The following is a 16,890-nucleotide window of genomic DNA, read 5'->3' on the forward strand; positions in this document are numbered from 1 at the left end:
CCGGGCCACCAACTCCGGCGGCGACTACGGCCTGCTGCCCTACCGGCCGGGCCTGCTGACCCTGCAGCGCTGACGGCAGCACCTGGAGACCCCACCCGGGGTGCGACAGCGGTCGGGCTCGGCGCACAGCCGAGCCCGACCGGACCACGCAGAGCGGGCCCTCCTGCTGTCCGAACGAGGGCGATCGCCTCGGCGATCACGGCGCGCCCGGAGGCCAGGCGCCCTTCCACGGCCGCGTCGTCGCCGGCCCGGCCGCCACCCGCTCACCAGATATTCGAGCGGCCACCCCAGTTGAGGAGAGGCTCATGAGAAGACCCAGAGTGACCAGTGCCGCCTTGGTGTCGGCCGGCACTGTCCTGCTGGCATCGGCCGCGGTCGCCGTGGCGCTGCCGGCCGGGGCCGCGACCGCCGGTTGTGCGGTGGACTACGCGGTGTCGTCGCAGTGGGACGGCGGCTTCGGCGCCAACGTCAACATCACCAACCTCGGTGATCCGGTCACGAGTTGGACGCTGACCTGGTCCTACAGCGCCGGCCAGACGGTCACGCAGTACTGGAACACGGCACTGACCCAGAGCGGCGCCGCGGTCACCGCCAAGAACGTCAGCTACAACGGTTCCATCCCGACCAACGGCACGACCTCGTTCGGCTTCAACGCCTCGTGGACCGGCAGCAACCCCGCACCGACCAGCTTCGCGCTGAACGGGGTGACCTGTACCGGCGGCACGGCCCCGACCACCTCGCCGACCACGTCGCCCACGACCGCGCCCCCCACCACGCCACCCCCCACCACGCCACCCCCCACCGGGCCGGCGGACATCACCGTGAACAGCACCACGAAGTACCAGACCATCGACGGGTTCGGGGCCGCGGTGTCGATCTGGGGTGGCGCCTGGTCGACGGCCGAGACGCAGACGCTGGTGGGGCTGGGCCCCAATCAGCTGGGTCTGTCTATCGTGCGTACCGGCATCTCACCGGTCTCCAGTGAATGGTCCACCCAGGTGAGCGCCTTGAAGACGGCGAAGTCGTACGGGTCGGGGGTGAAGATCCTGGCGTCACCGTGGACGGCGCCGGCGGCGTGGAAGACGAACAACAGCCGGACCAACGGCGGCAAGCTGAAGCCCGAATACTACGACGACTACGCATACCACCTGAACAACTACGTCCAGTACATGCGGAACCAGGGTGTGACGATCGATGTCACCTCGGTACAGAACGAACCGGACTGGCACCCGGACTACGACTCGATGGACTGGTCCGGCACCGAGCTGGAAACGTTCGTACGTGACCAGGGCGCGAAGGTGCAGAACACCAAGCTGATGGTCGCCGAGGCGGTGAACATGAACTACAGCTACACCGACCCGACCCTGAACGACGCGAGCGCCCGGAACAACCTCGGCTACATCGGCGGCCACCTGTACGGCACCGAGGCCGCGGGTCGGCTGAAGCCGTACTCCCTGGCCGACCAGTACAACAAGCCGGTGTGGATGACCGAATGGAACCTGCACGCGGCCGACGGCAGCGGCTCCAACATCTGGGGCGACCCCAGCAACCAGGCGGTCTGGAACGAGACGCTCGACGACATCATGCGTACGGTGCACAAGTCGATGGAGTCCAACTGGAGCGCCTACGTCTGGTGGTACGGCAAGCGCTACTACTCCTTCATCGGGGACGGTGAGGCGGCCTACGGCACCGTCGCGGGTGCTCCGCTGAAGCGTGGGTACGCGTTCTCGCAGTACGCCAAGTACGTCCGACCCGGCTACCAGCGGGTCGCGCTGACGAAGAGCTCCAAGGCCTCGCCGCTGGAGGTGACCGCATACCAGGGCGGCGGGAAGATCACGCTGGTGATCCTCAACCGGTCGACGAGCGCCGTCAACAACGCCGTCATCCAGGTGCCGCAGAACGTGACGAAGGCGGAGCACTACCTCACCTCGCAGTACGCCAACGCGGCCGGCCAGCCGACCAGCGTGAACGGAGGACAGGTCAGCCTCAACGTCGGCGCACGAAGCATCTCCACGGTCGTGCTCACCCTCTGAGCGCGGCGCATCCTGGTCGGGCGTGTGGGTGTGAGCGATCGACCGCACCTACACGCCCGGCCGACTTCCGGCCACGCGTCGTCGACATGCGGGACGGAGGGGCCCAGGGGGCTGTCGTCAGGCCGCGACGTGGACCCGGATGCTCTCCGCACCCCGTGCCGCGAACCACGTCTCGAGTTCGGCGCCGTCGAGCGACCCGGCCCCGTGCTCGTCGACCAGGACCGGACCGACCACGGTCCCCCTGGCGCCGTCGAACCGGCAGCCGGACATCCGGGCCCCGGCCAGGTAGGCGCCGACCAGATCGAGACCGCTGAGGTCCGCGCCGCGGAAGTCGAGATGATCGCCCGACAGGTACGGCACCGGCGGCGCGACGGCACACCAGTCCTCAAGGGCCCTTCTCGCATCGGGACTGTCCGGCCAACGGACCACGTCGGCGCCACTGCGCGGGGAGCCGCTCACCGGCGTCGGCCACCGGATCGGCGCCGCATCACGTGGCCGACACCGGCCTGCCGGGCGGCACGGTCACGAACGGTGCAGCGCCTGCAGCACCGCGAGCGCCGCCTCGTCGCGCAGGAAGTGCAGATCGGTGCGGGTGGCGTGGTCGGCGAGGGTCAGCGCGAACCCGCGGAGCGCCGGGAGGGCGGCGACGATCTCTGCCACGTTGTGCGGCGTGAAGTTGAACGTGGCGAGCAGTTGGTGGTCGCGTCCGAGCTGGTTCAGGTCCTCGACCTGGAACTCGTCCTCGAACTCCGGCGCCTCGTCCCGCAGGAACTCCCAGGAGTTGCGGTACTCGGGCAGCACGTCGACCTGGAAGAGGTCGGCCCGGAGGTCGGGCGTGTCGGCGTACCGGCTCAGCACCCAGGACGGGTCGTCGTCGTGAGCGATCTCGATGCCGGCGTAGACCATGCCGATTCCCGCCCGACTCAACGCCGCCCGCACGTCGGCCGGTGGAACGGTGCCGGTGATCGGCTGGACGAGGTCGGGCCTGAGCGCCTCCGCCCTCCGCAGGGCGTCGATCGGTTCTGCTCTGAAGTCCAGCTCCACGACGAACTTCGCCCGGCTCAACGACTTGCCGATCTCGCCGGCCAGGTCGAGGGAGACGACCCGCTCGTCCGCGAACCGGGGATCCGGGTCGAGCGCGACGCCGACGAGGCTCGCCCCCAGTTCCTCGACCGCCACGGCCTCGGCGGCCGAGCGCACCCGGTCGACCTTGATGACCTTATTCGTCATACCGCACCACGTTTCCGTTCAGGTCGTCCGCGCCCCGGAAGTCGTCGGGAATGACCCAGATCTTGCCAGCCGTGCTCGTCGAGATCTTCCAGTACGGTGAGCCGTCCGGGGTGTGCCGCCCCCCACCGGGGTGAACCTGGATGTTGGTGATCTCGGGATGGCCCTGGATCCGCACCTGTACGGCGTTGCCGGAGGTGCCCTTCTTCGTGCTCTGCTGCACGGTGGCCGGATATCCCGCATCGTTGAACTGTTGCGCGATCTCTTCGGCGGACTTCCCCGCGACGGACTTCGGGTCGTCGATGATGTGGTTGATGAACGCCTCCGGGCTCTCGGCGTTCGAGGTGGAGTCGGACCCGTTCCCTTCGTCGTCCCCGGTCTTCGGCTTCCCCTGCCCTTCCTCGCCGCCCGGCCGACCCTGCCGGGCCTCCGTGGCGACGGTCTCCTGCGCCCGGCTGACGTTGTCCGGGGCGTCGGGGGTACTGCGGCGTCGCCCTGACGGGGTGCTGCCGTCGCCGTCGCCGTCGCCTTCGCCGTGCGGCCGGGACGGGTTCGGGCCGTCGCCGTGCCCGCCCCCGTGCGGGGTGTGCGGTTTCGCCATCGTCGGGCCTAGCCGTCCAGGAGCTTCGAGAGGTTGGTCAGGCTGGTGATCAGAGCCATGACGTAGGTCAGGATGCGGCCGGCCCACTTGACGACGGCCGCCGCGATCTGCGAGGCGATCACCGGGATGGTGACCACGAAGATCGCCTCGACCGCCCACACGATCACCCGGGCCACCAGGTCGGCGATGAGGTCGCGCACGATGTCGCGGGTGAACATCACCAGGTTTCCGGCGGCCTGCGTGGCGGCGGCCATCGCGGCGGAGATCCCGCCGAGTCCGTTGATGGCCTCCACGTTGTGTTCCATCAGAGAGTGGTACGCCGTGGCGGCCCGCCCCTGCCAGTGCGGCATGTCGCCGTCCACGAAGGACTTCAGGTCGGTGGCCATGCTCTGCAGCGCCGCGGCCATGTTGTCCCAGGTGGCGGCGTGCGAGGCGACCACGTCCGGCATGCCGGCGAGCTCGTCGAGGATCTGCCGCAGCGGCTCGAAGTATTCCATCGCCCAGCCCAGGCCGTTGGCCAGCAGCGCGCTGAACGGGTCCATCACGCTGGCGGCGACCTCGATCCCGAACGCCGCCCCCGCGATCAGGTCGTCGACCCAGCCTTCGCTGTGGATCGCGTCGACCAGCCCCTGGAAGCTGTCGGCCAGGGCGGCCCCGGTCCAGGGCTTGCGGGTGGACTGGACGTCGGCGATCAGCGACGTGTCCGTCATGACGCGGACCTCGTCAGGCCGCCACCCGCCTTGCGGATCGTGCTGTCCGCGTCGTTGTCGGCGTTGTCGTAGTTGTCCGCGGTCTTCTGCAGCCCCTGCACGACCAGCGACAGGTTCTCCTCGACGTACGCGATCAACTCGTCCTGCCGCTTGTGCCGGCCCTCCAGGATCGCGGGCATCCACGAGCACAGCAGCCCGTACGCCTCGTCGTTCTGGGCGATGTGCGCGCTGGCGGTCTTGACCGCGTCGAACCGGCCGCGCACCGCCTCGACGTTGCGGGCGTGCGCGCGGATCTGCTCCGCGTCGACCGCGAAACCGTCCGCCATCCCGCTCACCACCGACCGTACTGGTCGTCGGGGCCGTCCCCGGCGTCATCGGTGTCGCGCAGCTGCTGCCCGACCCGCTCGGCGATGGCCCGCGCCGCGGCCGACTCGGTGCCCACCGTGTCGGCGATGATCTCCTGCGAGCGGTCGGCGAGCTGCCGCTTCGCCTCCCGGATGGTGTCCATGATCGTTCTGGCGACGACCTCGGGTGCGACCCGCTGGATCCGCGAACCCAGCCGCAGATCGAGCAACGCCCCGCTGGAGTCGACCGTGACCTCCGCCAGCCCGTTGCCGTCGGCAACCGTGACCCGCAACTCCTGGAGCCGGTCGCTCATCGCCTTGGTGTCGGCCGCGAGCTGGTCGATCCGACCCTTCCACGCCGCCAACCGATCCATGGCGCCGTCCGGATCCAGCAAGCCTCCCGCGCTCGGAACGCCGGCCCCCATGTGTCCCCCGGTCGCTTTCCGTGATCATGCCTGGCCGGGGGAAGGCTAACATCGCATCCGCGACGATGACTACGGCCGGTAGGGTCACGGTCCACAACAGACGTACATCCGACGGAAGGCGTCCGGCGACGGCGATCCCGCACCTGCGCTCCATCGAGGACGGAGCCGGGCCGGCGAGGCGGAGGGGAACCATGACGACCACCCCGCAACTGCTCGCCTTCGGCGGGATCATCGTGCTCGGCGCAATGTCGCCCGGGCCGGACTTCGCCGTGGTGGTCCGGCACTCGGCCGTCTCGGGCCGTACCCATGGCACGCTGGCCGCGGCGGGGATCGCCGCCGGGGTGTTCGGCTGGGCGGTCGCCGCCGCCTCCGGAGTCGCCGCCCTGGTGACCCTGGTACCCGTCGCCTTCACGGTCATCAAACTGGTGGGCGCGGGCTATCTGGCCTACCTCGGGCTCCGGGCGGTCGGCGCGGCGCGGCGTGCCGGAGGACTCCCGCTGAAGCCGGCCGCGGCGGCCGCCCGGCGGCCGGGCCGGTGGGCCGCGTTCCGGGACGGCCTGCTCTGCAACATCCTCAACCCCAAGGCGGCGGTCTTCTTCGTCGCGCTGCTGCCGCAGTTCCTGCCGGCCGATCCCGGCCTGGTCGACACGGTGACCCTGTCGGTGGTCGCCGTCGCGATCACCGGTGCCTGGTTCGTCGCCGTGGCCACCCTGGTCGCCGGGCTCCGTCGGGTGTTCGCCCGGCCGGGGGTACGCCGTGCCGTCGACGGGCTGACCGGCGTGGTGCTCATCGGCCTGGGCGTCCGCCTCGCCCTCACCAGCGCGCGCTGACCGACCGCCCGGCGGGGCGTCGGGGCCGCCCGTTCCTGCCAGGCGGGGGCGGCCCCGGTGGTCAGCCGATCTGGAGCCGCCAGACCGCGTGGTTGTTCGAGTCGTCCGGGTCCGGGGCGTCGCTGTGGATGTCGGTGGTGAAGCCCCAGTCCGTGACACAGGCATCGATCTTGAACGAGTAGGTGAGCCGGACGCTCTCCGCCCGCTCGAGCGGGCGGTAGCCACCGCCGGACGCCGGGTCGCCGGGGGTGTCCAGCCAGTAGGGCGAGTCGTACTCGCCGTTCGGCAGGAACGCGCCGCCCCGCCACTCGAGGTGGAAGCGGCCGGAGCGGTAGGTGCTGTGGTTCCGCACGGTGAAGGTGACCGACACCTCCCGCAGTTGGCCGTCGCACGCCCCGGTGACCGGCTGCGCCACCGGTTCGGCCACGGTCAGGCCCAGGTCCGCGGGATGCGTCACGAGCGGGAAGGCCGACGGACCGGCGACCTGCCGGCCGGGGCCGGGCTCAGCCGGCCCGGGTGGCGGTCACGTCGGCCGTGATCCGCATGGTCAGGTCGATGACCTGCCAGAGCACCGCGGGAGCGTCCGCTCCGTCCATCGTGGTGACGGTCTTCGAGTGCCCGTTCGTGTACGCCACGGAAACCGTGTAGGAGTAGCGGTCGGCACCCGGGATCGCCGGCCGGTAGGCCGACCCGAGAGTACGGAATTCGCGGCCGTTGACCGTCGCCATCAGATCGGTGGTGTAAAGGTGGACGGTGCTGGAAAGAACGGTGTACGACTCGTCGACGCCCGCGAATCCCCCGGTCCTTTCCACGGTGACCTGGTACGCGGTGCTCCGGGCGGCCTGCGCCGGACCGGCGACCGCCAGGACGCTACCTCCAGCCCCGATGAGCAGCGCGAACGCCGTGATGACGCGACCGATGGCGCGCAGCATGGCAGGCATGGCTGAACCCCTTTCCTCGTGGGAACGGCGAAACGGCCGGCGCAGCGGATCCGGCGGTCGCCGACTTCCGCCCGGCCGCGTGACGGTGGTCACGCCGAGCGGCCGGCCATTTCCTTGTCGCCCTCTTTCTAACACCGTCCGGAACCATGTCTCCATGGGCCGTAAGTCCCTACAGGACAGTGCGTACGGTGCAATTTGTTTCGATTGTTTCCCACCTTTTTAGAATGCGACCCGGGGGGCGTCGCCCCATGGGGTTAGGGTCCGGGGCATGAGTGTTCATCCCCGCGTCGTCGCCGACGACTTCCCGGCCACCCTGCGCTTCTACACCGGCCTGCTCGGCGAGCCGGAGAAGGTCGTCGCCGACTTCGAGTACGCCAGCTTCGACTCCGCCGGCGAAACGGTGCTCGCCCTGCTCGGCCGGCGGGCCGCCGAGGCGGTGCTGCCGATCGGCCGGGGCGACGGCGGCGTCCTGGTGGTCGTACCCGTGCCGGACGTCGACGCCGCCGTCGCGGCGCTGCCGGCGGACGCGGTCGTCGTCGCGCCCGCCGACCGGCCCGGCTGGGGCGTCCGCTCGGCCTACCTGCGCGACCCGGAGGGCAACCTGGTCGAGGTGCAGACCTGGACGACGGGCTGAGCGCCGCCGGAGAGACGAACCGCCCCCGGTCGCCGTGGTGGCGGCCGGGGGCGGTCGGCGGGAGCGGGTTCTCTCAGATGATGATTTTGTACATGTTCCAGCCGCTGCCGGCCTTGACCCGGGTGGCGAAGCTGCCGTTGCCCAGTCCGGCGTAGGACCAGAGGACGCCGTTGGCGTCACGGCCGACCAGGTCGTTGCGGCCGTCCTCGTTGAGGTCGCCGATGGCCAGCACCGAGTTGTAGATGTTCCAGCCGGCGAAGACCTTGGCCCGGCCGCTCCAGCCCTTGTTGCCGTTGCTGAGGTACCGGTACATCACCCCGGTGCTGTCGATGCCGATCAGGTCGCCGTGGCCGTCGCCGTTGAGGTCACCGGCGCCGAAGACCCGGGGCTAGATGTTCCACCCCGACCCCACCTGCACCCGCGGGTTGATGCCCCCCTTGCCGGTGGTCGTGTACAACCACAACTTGCCGTACGCGTCGAGGCCGAGGATGTCGTCGTGCCCGTCGCTGTTCACGTCACCGGGGGCGAGGATCGACCGGTACATCATCCACCCCGCACCGAGGCTCTTCGTCCTGCTCCCGCCGAAGGAGAGCTGACCGTTGCCCAGGTACGCCTTCATGCCGCCGTTGCCGTCCCGGACCAGCAGGTCCGGCAGGGCGTCCCCGTCGAAGTCCCCGAACGGCACCAGCGCGGAGGTACGCGCCGAGCCGCTGCAGCTCAGGCACCAGTTTTCGGTGTACCCGTGGTCGAAGAGCCGGCCCGGCACCGTGCCGGTCTGGTAGGTGCCGTACCAGTGGGCCTCGCCGGTCGACTTGACCCCGAGCAGGGACGCACCGCCGTCGCAGCCCATCTCCCGGAATCCGAAGCTGGCACAGCTCACGAGGAGCTCGCCCGCGGCGACCGTCACCGGCGCGGTGCCGCCGGTGGCAGTGCCGGTGAGGGTCCACCGGTAGATCCCGTTCAGCGCCAGCTTGCCCGACGCGAGCTTGCCGTCCCAGCTGTCCGAGACGAATTCCCGGGCGGTGCCGCCGGTCCGCCGGTGAACCACCTCGCCGGTCCACTTGGCGGAGACGGTCATCTCCCAGCCGGACAGGGGCCGGGTCAGCCGGAACGACCCGTACCACGGGGTCTGGTCGGACCGGGGATGGAAGAAGTAGGTCACCTCCTGGCTGCCGGCCTGGGGTGGGGTGCCGGGTACGCCGGTGTCGATGACGTGCACGGCGTTGTCCGCGTCGACGTACGCGACCCCGCCACTGTGCCGGTCGACCGCCCAGGACACCCGGCGATCGTCGGCCGGCGTACCCGCGGCGAGGTCGGCGAGCTTCACCGGCGCCCGCACGGTGCCGTCGTGGAAGTCGGTGAGCTGGAGTGCGCCGTTCTGGTGCCGGACGACGAAGCCGTCGCCCAGCATCACCGGTCCGGCCGGCAGGCTCAGGTTCCGGTTGGCCTGCAGGTCGTAGACCCCGGCCGGCCCCGCCGTCCCGCAGGACCAGTAGAGCCAGCGGGCGCTGGTCTGCAGCTCGGTCGGCACGCACGTCGCGCCGGTGGAGATCGTCCGGGTGGTGTCGGTCGCCAGGTTCACCGCCTTGATCTGGCCGGCCGTGCCGGTGGACCGCCACAGGGTGTCGAACCAGAGCGCCGCTCCGGTGATCGAGCCCAGCTGCTTCACATCCCCGTGCGCGTTGTCGACGAGGTACTGGGCGTCCGACGTGCCGTCGTCGACCACGATGTACCGGTTTCCGACGTCGATGACCCGCCCGTTGTGGGTGGTCAGCGCCCTGCTGCTGTAGCTGGAGGGGGCGTCCTGGAACGTGTAGAGGGTGTCCGCCGCGCCGTCGGCCCCCGGGGACACGTAGACCACGCCCTCCCCGTTGCCCTCCGCCAGCCGTACGCAGGCGACACCCGGCGCGCAGGGCACCAGCGGCTTGGCGAAGGCGGTGCCGCCGGCCTTGACCTGGTCGCCGTTCGCGAGCGGGTGGTTGTAGATCGCGTACTGGGTCCGGCCGGTGGTCCCGACGACCTCGTTCTGCACGTGCCGGACCCGGCCCTGGTGGTAGAGCAGACCGGCGTTCTTCGCCGGGTCACGGACCGGAAGCAGGGACGTGGTGGTCGGCGTCCGGCCCGGCAGCGCGCTGATCCGCCGTACCGCCCAGTCGCCGGCGCCCGAGCCGCCCACGACCAGCGCGGTGGCGTCGGGCGCCTGGACCAGGGCGGTGTTCTCCGAGTCGACCCGCGGCAGCACGGTCGTCGTGGCGCCGCCGTCGGCGGGCACGGCGATCGCCGGCTCCCCGGCACGCGAGGCGACCAGGCCGTCACCGACGATCGCCGAGCGCGCGAAACTGTCGTAGGGCGGCCGCAGCACCCGGGCTCCGGTGTCGGTGCCGCTCAGCAAACCGCTGCGCGAGTACAGCTGGAAGGTGCCGCTGCCGTTCGTCTCGGACGACCAGGCGACGGTGTCGCCGGAGATCCGCCAGTATCGGCCGGTGGCGTAGGGGTAGGTCGCGCCGGGGATCTCGACGATCCGCGCGCTGGCGAGGTCGAGCAGGCCGGCCCGGGTCTCGGCGCCGACCATGTACGACACCACGGCGGAGGTGAGGTCACCGACGAGTCCGCCGCCCACGCTGCTGGCGCGAGCGCCCTCCGGCAGGGTGACCGGAGTGTTGCTGGCGACCGTGCCGTCGGCGGCGAAGGTGAGCAGCTCCGTCCCGACCGGCGCGTAGTTCACCCACTTCTCCGCCACCATCGTCCGGCCGTAGACGTCGAGGCTCCGGTAGTCGGCGGGTGCGGTCCACTGCTGCCAGCTCTGGTCGGACAGGTCGAGCACGCTCACCGTGTTGTCCGGCGCGGGCTTGGCCGGCACCTCCGCCGTGGTGGCGACGAGGTCACCGCCGGCGGACTTGAGCAGCTTGTACGGGACGCCCGCCAGGTCCGGGACCTGCACCGTCTGGCCGGTGTCGTACCGGGTCCAGAGGTAGGTGGCCGAGGTGTCGTGGCGGTGCAGGAAGCCGGTGACCCCGGCGAAGATGATCGCCTCGTGGGCCGGGACGGTCGGCTCGCCGGCCGGGAAGACGGCGATCTCGCGCGGTGCGGCGCTGGTCTCGGCGGCGGCCGGAACGGCCGGGGCGACCAGCAGCCCCAGCGCGAGGGTGGTCGCCAGGGCGCCGGCCGAAAGACTGCGGCCCAAGAGGTCCTCCTGGATTGGTGCGGCGCGGAACGCGCCGGATGCCGGGAGCGTAGCTTGATGATCTTCGACGGGTGTGCCGCCGAACGGATGATTTCCCGCTACATCCGCTCCGGCGTACGGATGCCCAGCAGGTAGAGCCCCTGCCGGAGCACCCGCGCGGTCAGCTCGCAGAGCACCAGCCGGCTCTCCCGTACCGGCTCGTCGGCCCGCAGCACCGGGCAGCGCTCGTAGAAGGCGCTGAACGCGGCGGCCAACCGGTAGAGGTAGGCGGCGAGGTGGTGGAACTCCAGGCTCCGCTCCACCTCGGCGACCACGGTCCCGAACCCGACCAGCTCGAACGCGAGCGCCCGCTCGGCGGGCCCGGCGAGGATGATCCCCGCGTCCGGCCGCGCCGCCACCCCGGCCCGCCGGAAGATCGACCGGATCCGGGAGTACGCGTACTGGAGGTAGGGCGCGGTGTTGCCGTCCAGCGCCAGCATCCGCTCCCAGTCCAGCACGTAGTCCTTGTGCCGGTCGCTGGACAGGTCCGCGTACTTGACCGCGCCGATGCCGACCGCCCGGCCCACCTCGGCGGCCTCCGCCTCGCCCAGCCCCGGGTTCCGCTCCCGGGCCAGCGCGGTCGCCCGGGCCACCGCCTCCTCCAGCAGGCCGACCAGCTTCACCGACTCCCCGGCCCGGCTGCGCAGCATCCGGCCGTCCGGCCCGAGGATCGAGCCGAACCCGACGTGCTCCGCCCGGGCCGGCGGGACCAGCCAGCCAGCCTGCGCCGCCGCCGCGTACACCATCTCGAAGTGCCGCCGCTGCGGCAGGCCGACCACGTAGAGCAGCCGGGTCGCGCCCAGCGTCCCGGTCCGGTGCCGGATCGCCGCCAGGTCGGTCGCCGGATAGCCGTACCCGCCGTCGGACTTGCGCACGATCAGCGGCAGCGGCTGCCCGTCCCGGCCCACCTGGCCCGGCGGGAAGACGCAGGCCGCCCCGTCGCTCTCCCGCAGCAGCCCGAGCCGGTCCAGCTCGGCCACCACCGGATCGAGCAAGTCGTTGTAGCTGCTCTCACCGTGGAAGTCCCGCTCGGTCAGGGTCACGTCCAGCAGGTCGTACACGGTCAGGAAGTAGCGCTCGGACTGCTCGACCAGCAGCCGCCAGAGCCGCAGCGTCGCCTCGTCGCCGCCCTGCAACGCCACCACCCGCCGCCGGGACCGCTCGCGGAACACCTCGTCGGCGTCGAACTTGGCCCGCGCCGCCTTGTAGAACGAATCCAGGTCGCCCATGGAGAGCTCCTGCGTCGCCTCGGCCTCGCCCAGGTCCACCAGGTGCTCGATCAGCATCCCGAACGGTGTGCCCCAGTCGCCGAGGTGGTTGGCCCGGACCACCCGGTGGCCCAGCCACGCCAGCAGCCGGGCCGCCGCGTCACCGATCACCGTCGAGCGCAGGTGCCCGACGTGCATCTCCTTCGCCACGTTCGGCGCCGAGTAGTCGACCACCACGGTCTCCGGCGCGGCGGCCGCCGGCACCCCGAGCCGCGGGTCGGTGGCCAGCGCGGAGACCAGGCCGCCCAGCGCCTCGTCGGAGACGGTCAGGTTGACGAAGCCCGGGCCGGAGACCTCCGCCGCCGCGCACAGGTCGGCCAGCTCCGCGCGTTCCAGCACCTCCGCGGCGATCGCCCGCGGCGGCCGGCCCAGCCGCCGGGCCAGCGCCAGCGCCGCGTCGGACTGGAAGTCCGCGCGCTGCGAGCGCCGCACGACCGGATCCACCGGTACGCCGGCCACCGTTTCGAACGCCGGCGCCAGCCGGTCGGTCAGCAACTTCTCCAGGTTCATGGGTACGCCGATCTCGCTCGGATCCGCCGCACGCGGATCACCGGACTACGGGATGCGGGCGGACCGAGGACGATCGGCGATGACCGGCGGCTCGATCCGCCGGTCGCAGAGAGGAATGCTCAGCGCAGGCGGTCGCGGGACCGCCGGCGTCGCAGCGCGCCGAGCTGGACGTCGGGGGACGTCGGCAGGGGCGCATGCGAGCTGGTCATGTCAGCAGCCTAACCGGCCGGCCCGGGGGCGGTGCAAGGGCCTTCCCCCGGACCGGCCGGCCGGCGTACGCGAATCGTCAGGCCGGCGTGGCGACCGCCTTGCGGTAGCGCTCGGCCCGTCGCCGCATCTGGGTGTACGCGCTGGTCAGGCCCATCGCGCGGCGGACCTCGACGAGGGTCCGGCGGACCTCGGCCCGGGTCCGCTCGGTGCCCTCGTAGATCAGCTCGTCGACCAGGCCCGGCTGCGCCTCGAACCGGGCGCGCCGCTCCCGGACCGGGTCGAGGAACCGGTTGAGCGCCACCGCGAGGGCCTCCTTGACCTCGACGTCACCGACCCGACCCGCCCGGTAGCGGGCCTTCAGCTCCTCGACCTGCGCCCGGTCCGGGTTGAACACGTCGTGGTACGCGAAGACCGGGTTCCCCTCCACCGTCCCGGGCACATCCGCCCGGACCCGGTTCGGGTCGGTGTACATGCCCATCACCTTGCGGCGCACGGTGGCCGCGTCGTCGGAGAGCGCGATCGCGTTCCCCTTGCTCTTGCTCATCTTTCCTTGGCCGTCCGTGCCGATCAGGGTGGGCGTCTCCGACATGATCAGCTCGGGCACCGGGAAGGCCTCGCCGTAGAGGTGGTTGAACCGCCGGGCGATCTCGCGGGTCACCTCGACGTGTGCGGCGTTGTCCTTCCCCACCGGGACGGCCTGCCCCTTCACGCAGAGGATGTCGGCGGCCTGGAGGACGGGATAGCCGAGCAGCCCGTACGGCATCTCCTCCTTGCCGGCGTCGCGGCTCATCTCCTTGAGCGACGGGACGCGCTCCAGCCGGGGCACGGTGACCAGGTTCTGGAAGAGGGTGTTCAGGTCGCCGACCTCGGGGATCGCCGACTGGAGGTAGAAGGTGGCGCGGTCCGGCTCGACCCCGGCGGCGAGGATGTCGGTGACCATCTCCCGGGCGTTCCGGGCCACCTGCTCGATGTCCTCGCGGGTGTTCCTCGTGGTGAGCATGTGCAGGTCGGCGATGATGAAGAAGCTCTCGTACCGCTGGTGCAGCTTCACCCGGTTGGCGATGCTGCCGACGTAGTGGCCCAGGTGCAGCCGCCCGGTCGGGCGGTCCCCGGTGAGCATGCGTGTTGAAGACATGGTGGTACGCCTCTCGTGCTGATCGGTGGCTGGGATGCGCGGGCGCGCGGAAACGACCCGGGTTCGGACCCGGATCAGTGGAGTCGGCTCGTCAGAACGAGCGCCGCCATCGCCCGCCGGCGCGGAACCGCAGCCCACCGGCACGGAGTACGTCGAGGATCTGCTCCCGACCGTCGTCGACACGGGCCGGGAGGACCGGAGCGGCAGCCGCCGGGAGACCGTCGACGGTCTCCGGGGTGCACCTGCTCGGCCGGATCATGCCTGACACGGTAGCCGCTCGACGGCCCCCCGCGCACGCAGGAACGCGGCGACTCCCGGCCGCCGCGTCCCGCGGGTCCCGCTCAGTCCCGGCGGTAGCTCTCGGCGTAGTAGCTGCCCACCCGGTCCCGGTACTCGGGGCGGTCGAAGTCGTCCGGGTCGAAGGCCGGCGACTCCTTCACCTGGTCCCGGGTGCGGTCCACGTGCACGATCCGATCCAGGTGGTCGACCCGGGCCACCGTGCCGACCGGCAGCAGCACCTTCCTGCCGAAGATCCACGGGCCGGTGTCCACCACCAGGTAGCGCGCACCGGCGTCCTCGCTCGCCGCATCGATCGAGCCGATCCGGCCGTCGGTGGCCTCGACCCGGTAGCCGGTGAGGTCGATCGGCGTGCCCGGGCCGGGTGCGTCCGGGCCGCCGTCGTGCTCCGTCCGCTGCCGGGGCACCTCCTCCGGGCTGGTCTGGTCGTAGCCGCCGGCGAGGGCGGACGGGTCGCGCCAGGCCCACGGATTGAACGGCTGCACAGCACACCTCCGATGTCGTCGTTCCGACGACCAGAAGATGCCCGGCCGCCTGTGCCGGGAAACGCGGACGCAATTTCCCGTTCATCGTCGGCCGATTCTGCGAGATACCTCATAATCGATGCGCTGCGGTCCGCGGAATTCATGTTCCCAGGTCAGCGCCGTTGATCCGGCCGATCGGCACACCGGGCGGCGCGCCGGAATGTCCGCCGCGCACATTCGATCTCCCCGGCCCTCCCGGCCATTCTGGCCCCACTTCCGGTCGTTACCGAGGAAAGGGAACGCACATGCGGCACATGGTTCGACGGATCGGAATCGCGGCGGCGACGGCAGCCATCCTGGTCGGGGTGGCGGGGACGGGCGCCCGGGCGGCGGGGGCGGTCAACCCGTACACCGCGGAAGGGCTGTGCGGGCTCGGCTTCCGCACCGTCGACCAGGACCCGATCCACGACGGCGCCACCGGCATCCGGCTCGGCACCGTCTACCTGCTGCACAACCCGTTCACCGGGTACGGCTGCGCGGTCACCCTCAAGTCCACGTATGTCGGCGTGCCGACCAGGACCCAGGTCTACCTGGACCCGGAGTGGACCCCGTTGGCGCTCGACGACGGCGACCGCCGCTACGCCGCCGGCCCGATCTACGCGTTCGTCCAGGGCGGCTGCGTGATCTGGGGCGGCCTGATGGAGGACAGCGCCGGTGTCCACCTCCACGACCGGGCGAACCCGGCCATCGGCGGGGCGGTCACCTGCTTCTGACCGTCCGGGCGGCAGCACCGAGGCACTGCCGACGACGGGTGCGGGGGCCGCTGCACCCTGTCTCGCCAGCCTCGGCCCTCGGGTCCTGGCGCGGACAGCGGTCCCCCGACACCTGCCCGGCTCCGACGGCCTCGCACCGGCCGCCGCGGGCCGGTTGCGGTTCCAGCGAGAACCGCCGGAGGTACGAGCTGGAGCCGGCCCCGGTCCGGGTGCGCCTCCTGCGCGCCGGACGTCCGCCCACCAGCGCCTGGCCGACGACACGTGCTGAGCGGACGGCCCGGAGCGCCGGGCAGTACAGCGGCACGCGGCGGCCCGGCACGGGCCGGAGGCCGCAGGCGATGAGGGCGAGCAGGATCAGCAGCAGGGCACCCGGCCTCCGGTACGCGCTGGCCTCCGTACCTCCGTCGCTCCCCCTCGGCGGCGCTGACCTGCGTCGACGCCCGGCTGCCGCTGGCATACTGGCCAGCCATGGTGCTGTCGCGTGGCTGGTCGCTCTTTCTGCTCGGGGTCGGTGTCTGGACCTGGGTGATCTGGCCGAGGTTCGCGGCCGCGATCTGGAACGATCCGCGTTCGTGGTCGACCGGGACGGTGGGCGAGGGCGCCGGGACGTCCTTCCTCTGGGTGCACGCGCTGCTGATCGGCGCTTCGCTGGCGATCGGCACGACGGTCGGGGTCCTCGGCGTCCGGGGTTGGCTCGCGGCACGCCGCGGTCGCCCCACCGCCTGACGCGCAGCGGTTGACCGGGTTCGTGCTGTCCCCTGCACATCGCACGCGTCGGCGTCGTCCGCCGGCCGTTCGCCGGACGTGACGGTGCCGATCCGATCCATGACCGCGCTGAGCTGGCAAGATAGCCGCGCGATGATGATGTGACGCGGGACGCTACCCGTCGATTTGACGTTCAAACCCGAAGCCGCGTAACTTTCTCTCTGCCAGCGCGGAACGGGGCAAACGGGACGAAAGCCCGGGAGCGCCAAACCAGCTGGATGCCGGGTCGGACGGAGGCAGGTGCCTACGAATGGCCCGGTCCGGGCGGGGCCCGTCGAAACGCCGCAGGGCGGATTTGGCGGAGCGAGACCGACCGGGTAAGGTTGTCGACCGGCAGGGCACCGGGCGAGCTTGCGGGCGACCGCAGCGGCCGGTTCTGCCAAATCCGATGATCAGGCGCAGCGGTTCACTGCTGCGCGGGTTCAGCGGACGCCGACCCGTACGAAGCATGACAGACCGGGACACACGGTTTGACACGGCAGAGACGGTGAGGTAACGTA

General features: G+C 71.3%; 18 protein-coding genes and 1 pseudogene. 5 read left to right on the top strand and 14 right to left on the bottom strand.

The window, feature by feature from the left end:
* Positions 1-305: 305 nt before the first annotated feature.
* Positions 306-2,033 (top strand): cellulose binding domain-containing protein, encoded by a 1,728-nt coding sequence (locus EFE23_RS24095; protein WP_123243204.1) that lies wholly within the window; start codon positions 306-308, stop codon positions 2,031-2,033.
* 117 nt (positions 2,034-2,150) lie between these two features.
* On the opposite strand, the gene EFE23_RS24100 is transcribed toward EFE23_RS24095, so the two are convergent.
* From EFE23_RS24100 to EFE23_RS24125, 6 genes are all read right to left on the bottom strand, one after another.
* Positions 2,151-2,393: a pentapeptide repeat-containing protein gene (locus EFE23_RS24100; RefSeq protein WP_199737204.1), complete on the bottom strand. Its 243-nt coding sequence runs from the start codon at positions 2,391-2,393 to the stop codon at positions 2,151-2,153.
* Positions 2,394-2,555: 162 nt separating this feature from the next.
* Positions 2,556-3,263, bottom strand: a complete 708-nt coding sequence (locus tag EFE23_RS24105) for a beta/alpha barrel domain-containing protein (protein ID WP_123243206.1) — start codon at positions 3,261-3,263, stop codon at positions 2,556-2,558.
* Positions 3,253-3,861, bottom strand: coding sequence for a hypothetical protein (locus tag EFE23_RS24110; protein WP_123243207.1), 609 nt, complete (start codon positions 3,859-3,861; stop codon positions 3,253-3,255). Before EFE23_RS24110 ends, EFE23_RS24105 begins: the two co-directional genes overlap by 11 nt.
* A gap of 8 nt (positions 3,862-3,869) precedes the next feature.
* On the bottom strand, positions 3,870-4,571 hold the full coding sequence (locus EFE23_RS24115; RefSeq protein WP_123243208.1) for a WXG100 family type VII secretion target: 702 nt from the start codon (positions 4,569-4,571) through the stop codon (positions 3,870-3,872).
* Entirely contained in the window at positions 4,568-4,897 is a 330-nt protein-coding gene (locus EFE23_RS24120) for a type VII secretion target (protein ID WP_123243221.1), read from the bottom strand. The genes EFE23_RS24115 and EFE23_RS24120 overlap by 4 nt, the downstream gene beginning before the upstream one ends.
* 5 nt (positions 4,898-4,902) lie before the next feature.
* The gene (locus EFE23_RS24125) at positions 4,903-5,289 is read right to left on the bottom strand and encodes a YbaB/EbfC family nucleoid-associated protein (RefSeq protein ID WP_199737205.1); all 387 of its coding nucleotides are present in this window, start codon (positions 5,287-5,289) and stop codon (positions 4,903-4,905) included.
* Between the two features lie 242 nt (positions 5,290-5,531).
* On the opposite strand from EFE23_RS24125, the gene EFE23_RS24130 reads away from it, so the two are divergent.
* A complete protein-coding gene (locus EFE23_RS24130) occupies positions 5,532-6,170 on the top strand; it encodes a LysE family translocator (RefSeq protein WP_123243210.1) in 639 nt (212 codons plus the stop codon).
* Between the two features lie 61 nt (positions 6,171-6,231).
* On the opposite strand, the gene EFE23_RS24135 is transcribed toward EFE23_RS24130, so the two are convergent.
* Positions 6,232-6,627, bottom strand: coding sequence for a hypothetical protein (locus EFE23_RS24135; RefSeq protein WP_123243211.1), 396 nt, complete (start codon positions 6,625-6,627; stop codon positions 6,232-6,234).
* A 46-nt stretch (positions 6,628-6,673) separates the two neighbouring features.
* Positions 6,674-7,111 carry a protealysin inhibitor emfourin gene (locus EFE23_RS24140; protein WP_148058516.1) on the bottom strand — a complete coding sequence of 146 codons (438 nt, stop codon included), beginning with the start codon at positions 7,109-7,111 and terminating at the stop codon, positions 6,674-6,676.
* 268 nt (positions 7,112-7,379) lie between these two features.
* Between EFE23_RS24140 and EFE23_RS24145 the strand changes: the two genes are divergently transcribed.
* Positions 7,380-7,745, top strand: coding sequence for a VOC family protein (locus EFE23_RS24145; RefSeq protein ID WP_123243213.1), 366 nt, complete (start codon positions 7,380-7,382; stop codon positions 7,743-7,745).
* Between the two features lie 73 nt (positions 7,746-7,818).
* Here EFE23_RS24145 and EFE23_RS24150 read toward each other — a convergent pair.
* The 6 genes and pseudogenes from EFE23_RS24150 to EFE23_RS24170 form a co-directional block, all read right to left on the bottom strand.
* A pseudogene (locus tag EFE23_RS24150) lies at positions 7,819-8,100 on the bottom strand (glycoside hydrolase domain-containing protein); the annotation flags it as partial.
* A gap of 33 nt (positions 8,101-8,133) precedes the next feature.
* On the bottom strand, positions 8,134-10,929 hold the full coding sequence (locus EFE23_RS24155; protein WP_123243215.1) for an FG-GAP repeat domain-containing protein: 2,796 nt from the start codon (positions 10,927-10,929) through the stop codon (positions 8,134-8,136).
* Between the two features lie 98 nt (positions 10,930-11,027).
* Entirely contained in the window at positions 11,028-12,746 is a 1,719-nt protein-coding gene (gene argS / locus EFE23_RS24160; protein ID WP_123243216.1) for an arginine--tRNA ligase, read from the bottom strand.
* A gap of 286 nt (positions 12,747-13,032) precedes the next feature.
* A complete protein-coding gene (gene trpS, locus EFE23_RS24165; protein ID WP_123243217.1) occupies positions 13,033-14,091 on the bottom strand; it encodes a tryptophan--tRNA ligase in 1,059 nt (352 codons plus the stop codon).
* A 91-nt stretch (positions 14,092-14,182) separates the two neighbouring features.
* Positions 14,183-14,350 carry a hypothetical protein gene (locus EFE23_RS28635; protein ID WP_199737206.1) on the bottom strand — a complete coding sequence of 56 codons (168 nt, stop codon included), beginning with the start codon at positions 14,348-14,350 and terminating at the stop codon, positions 14,183-14,185.
* Between the two features lie 82 nt (positions 14,351-14,432).
* The gene (locus EFE23_RS24170; protein WP_123243218.1) at positions 14,433-14,873 is read right to left on the bottom strand and encodes a PRC-barrel domain-containing protein; all 441 of its coding nucleotides are present in this window, start codon (positions 14,871-14,873) and stop codon (positions 14,433-14,435) included.
* Between the two features lie 284 nt (positions 14,874-15,157).
* Between EFE23_RS24170 and EFE23_RS24175 the strand changes: the two genes are divergently transcribed.
* Together EFE23_RS24175 and EFE23_RS24180 are read left to right on the top strand one after the other, a co-directional pair.
* The gene (locus EFE23_RS24175; protein ID WP_123243219.1) at positions 15,158-15,625 is read left to right on the top strand and encodes a spore-associated protein A; all 468 of its coding nucleotides are present in this window, start codon (positions 15,158-15,160) and stop codon (positions 15,623-15,625) included.
* Between the two features lie 468 nt (positions 15,626-16,093).
* Positions 16,094-16,351: an SCO4848 family membrane protein gene (locus EFE23_RS24180; RefSeq protein WP_123243220.1), complete on the top strand. Its 258-nt coding sequence runs from the start codon at positions 16,094-16,096 to the stop codon at positions 16,349-16,351.
* Positions 16,352-16,890 lie beyond the last annotated feature (539 nt).

Origin of the sequence: Micromonospora solifontis, from assembly GCF_003725545.1 — a bacterium.
In the GTDB taxonomy this organism is placed as follows: domain Bacteria; phylum Actinomycetota; class Actinomycetes; order Mycobacteriales; family Micromonosporaceae; genus Micromonospora; species Micromonospora solifontis.

Bases quoted from the DNA above. Each gene is read 5' to 3' on its own strand.
- EFE23_RS24095 (WP_123243204.1), top strand. From the start codon at position 306: ATGAGAAGACCCAGAGTGACCAGTGCCGCCTTGGTGTCGGCCGGCACT.
- EFE23_RS24105 (WP_123243206.1), bottom strand. From the start codon at position 3,263: ATGACGAATAAGGTCATCAAGGTCGACCGGGTGCGCTCGGCCGCCGAG.
- EFE23_RS24110 (WP_123243207.1), bottom strand. From the start codon at position 3,861: ATGGCGAAACCGCACACCCCGCACGGGGGCGGGCACGGCGACGGCCCG.
- EFE23_RS24115 (WP_123243208.1), bottom strand. From the start codon at position 4,571: ATGACGGACACGTCGCTGATCGCCGACGTCCAGTCCACCCGCAAGCCC.
- EFE23_RS24120 (WP_123243221.1), bottom strand. From the start codon at position 4,897: ATGGCGGACGGTTTCGCGGTCGACGCGGAGCAGATCCGCGCGCACGCC.
- EFE23_RS24125 (WP_199737205.1), bottom strand. From the start codon at position 5,289: ATGGATCGGTTGGCGGCGTGGAAGGGTCGGATCGACCAGCTCGCGGCC.
- EFE23_RS24130 (WP_123243210.1), top strand. From the start codon at position 5,532: ATGACGACCACCCCGCAACTGCTCGCCTTCGGCGGGATCATCGTGCTC.
- EFE23_RS24140 (WP_148058516.1), bottom strand. From the start codon at position 7,111: ATGCCTGCCATGCTGCGCGCCATCGGTCGCGTCATCACGGCGTTCGCG.
- EFE23_RS24145 (WP_123243213.1), top strand. From the start codon at position 7,380: ATGAGTGTTCATCCCCGCGTCGTCGCCGACGACTTCCCGGCCACCCTG.
- argS (WP_123243216.1), bottom strand. From the start codon at position 12,746: ATGAACCTGGAGAAGTTGCTGACCGACCGGCTGGCGCCGGCGTTCGAA.
- trpS (WP_123243217.1), bottom strand. From the start codon at position 14,091: ATGTCTTCAACACGCATGCTCACCGGGGACCGCCCGACCGGGCGGCTG.
- EFE23_RS28635 (WP_199737206.1), bottom strand. From the start codon at position 14,350: ATGATCCGGCCGAGCAGGTGCACCCCGGAGACCGTCGACGGTCTCCCG.
- EFE23_RS24175 (WP_123243219.1), top strand. From the start codon at position 15,158: ATGCGGCACATGGTTCGACGGATCGGAATCGCGGCGGCGACGGCAGCC.
- EFE23_RS24180 (WP_123243220.1), top strand. From the start codon at position 16,094: ATGGTGCTGTCGCGTGGCTGGTCGCTCTTTCTGCTCGGGGTCGGTGTC.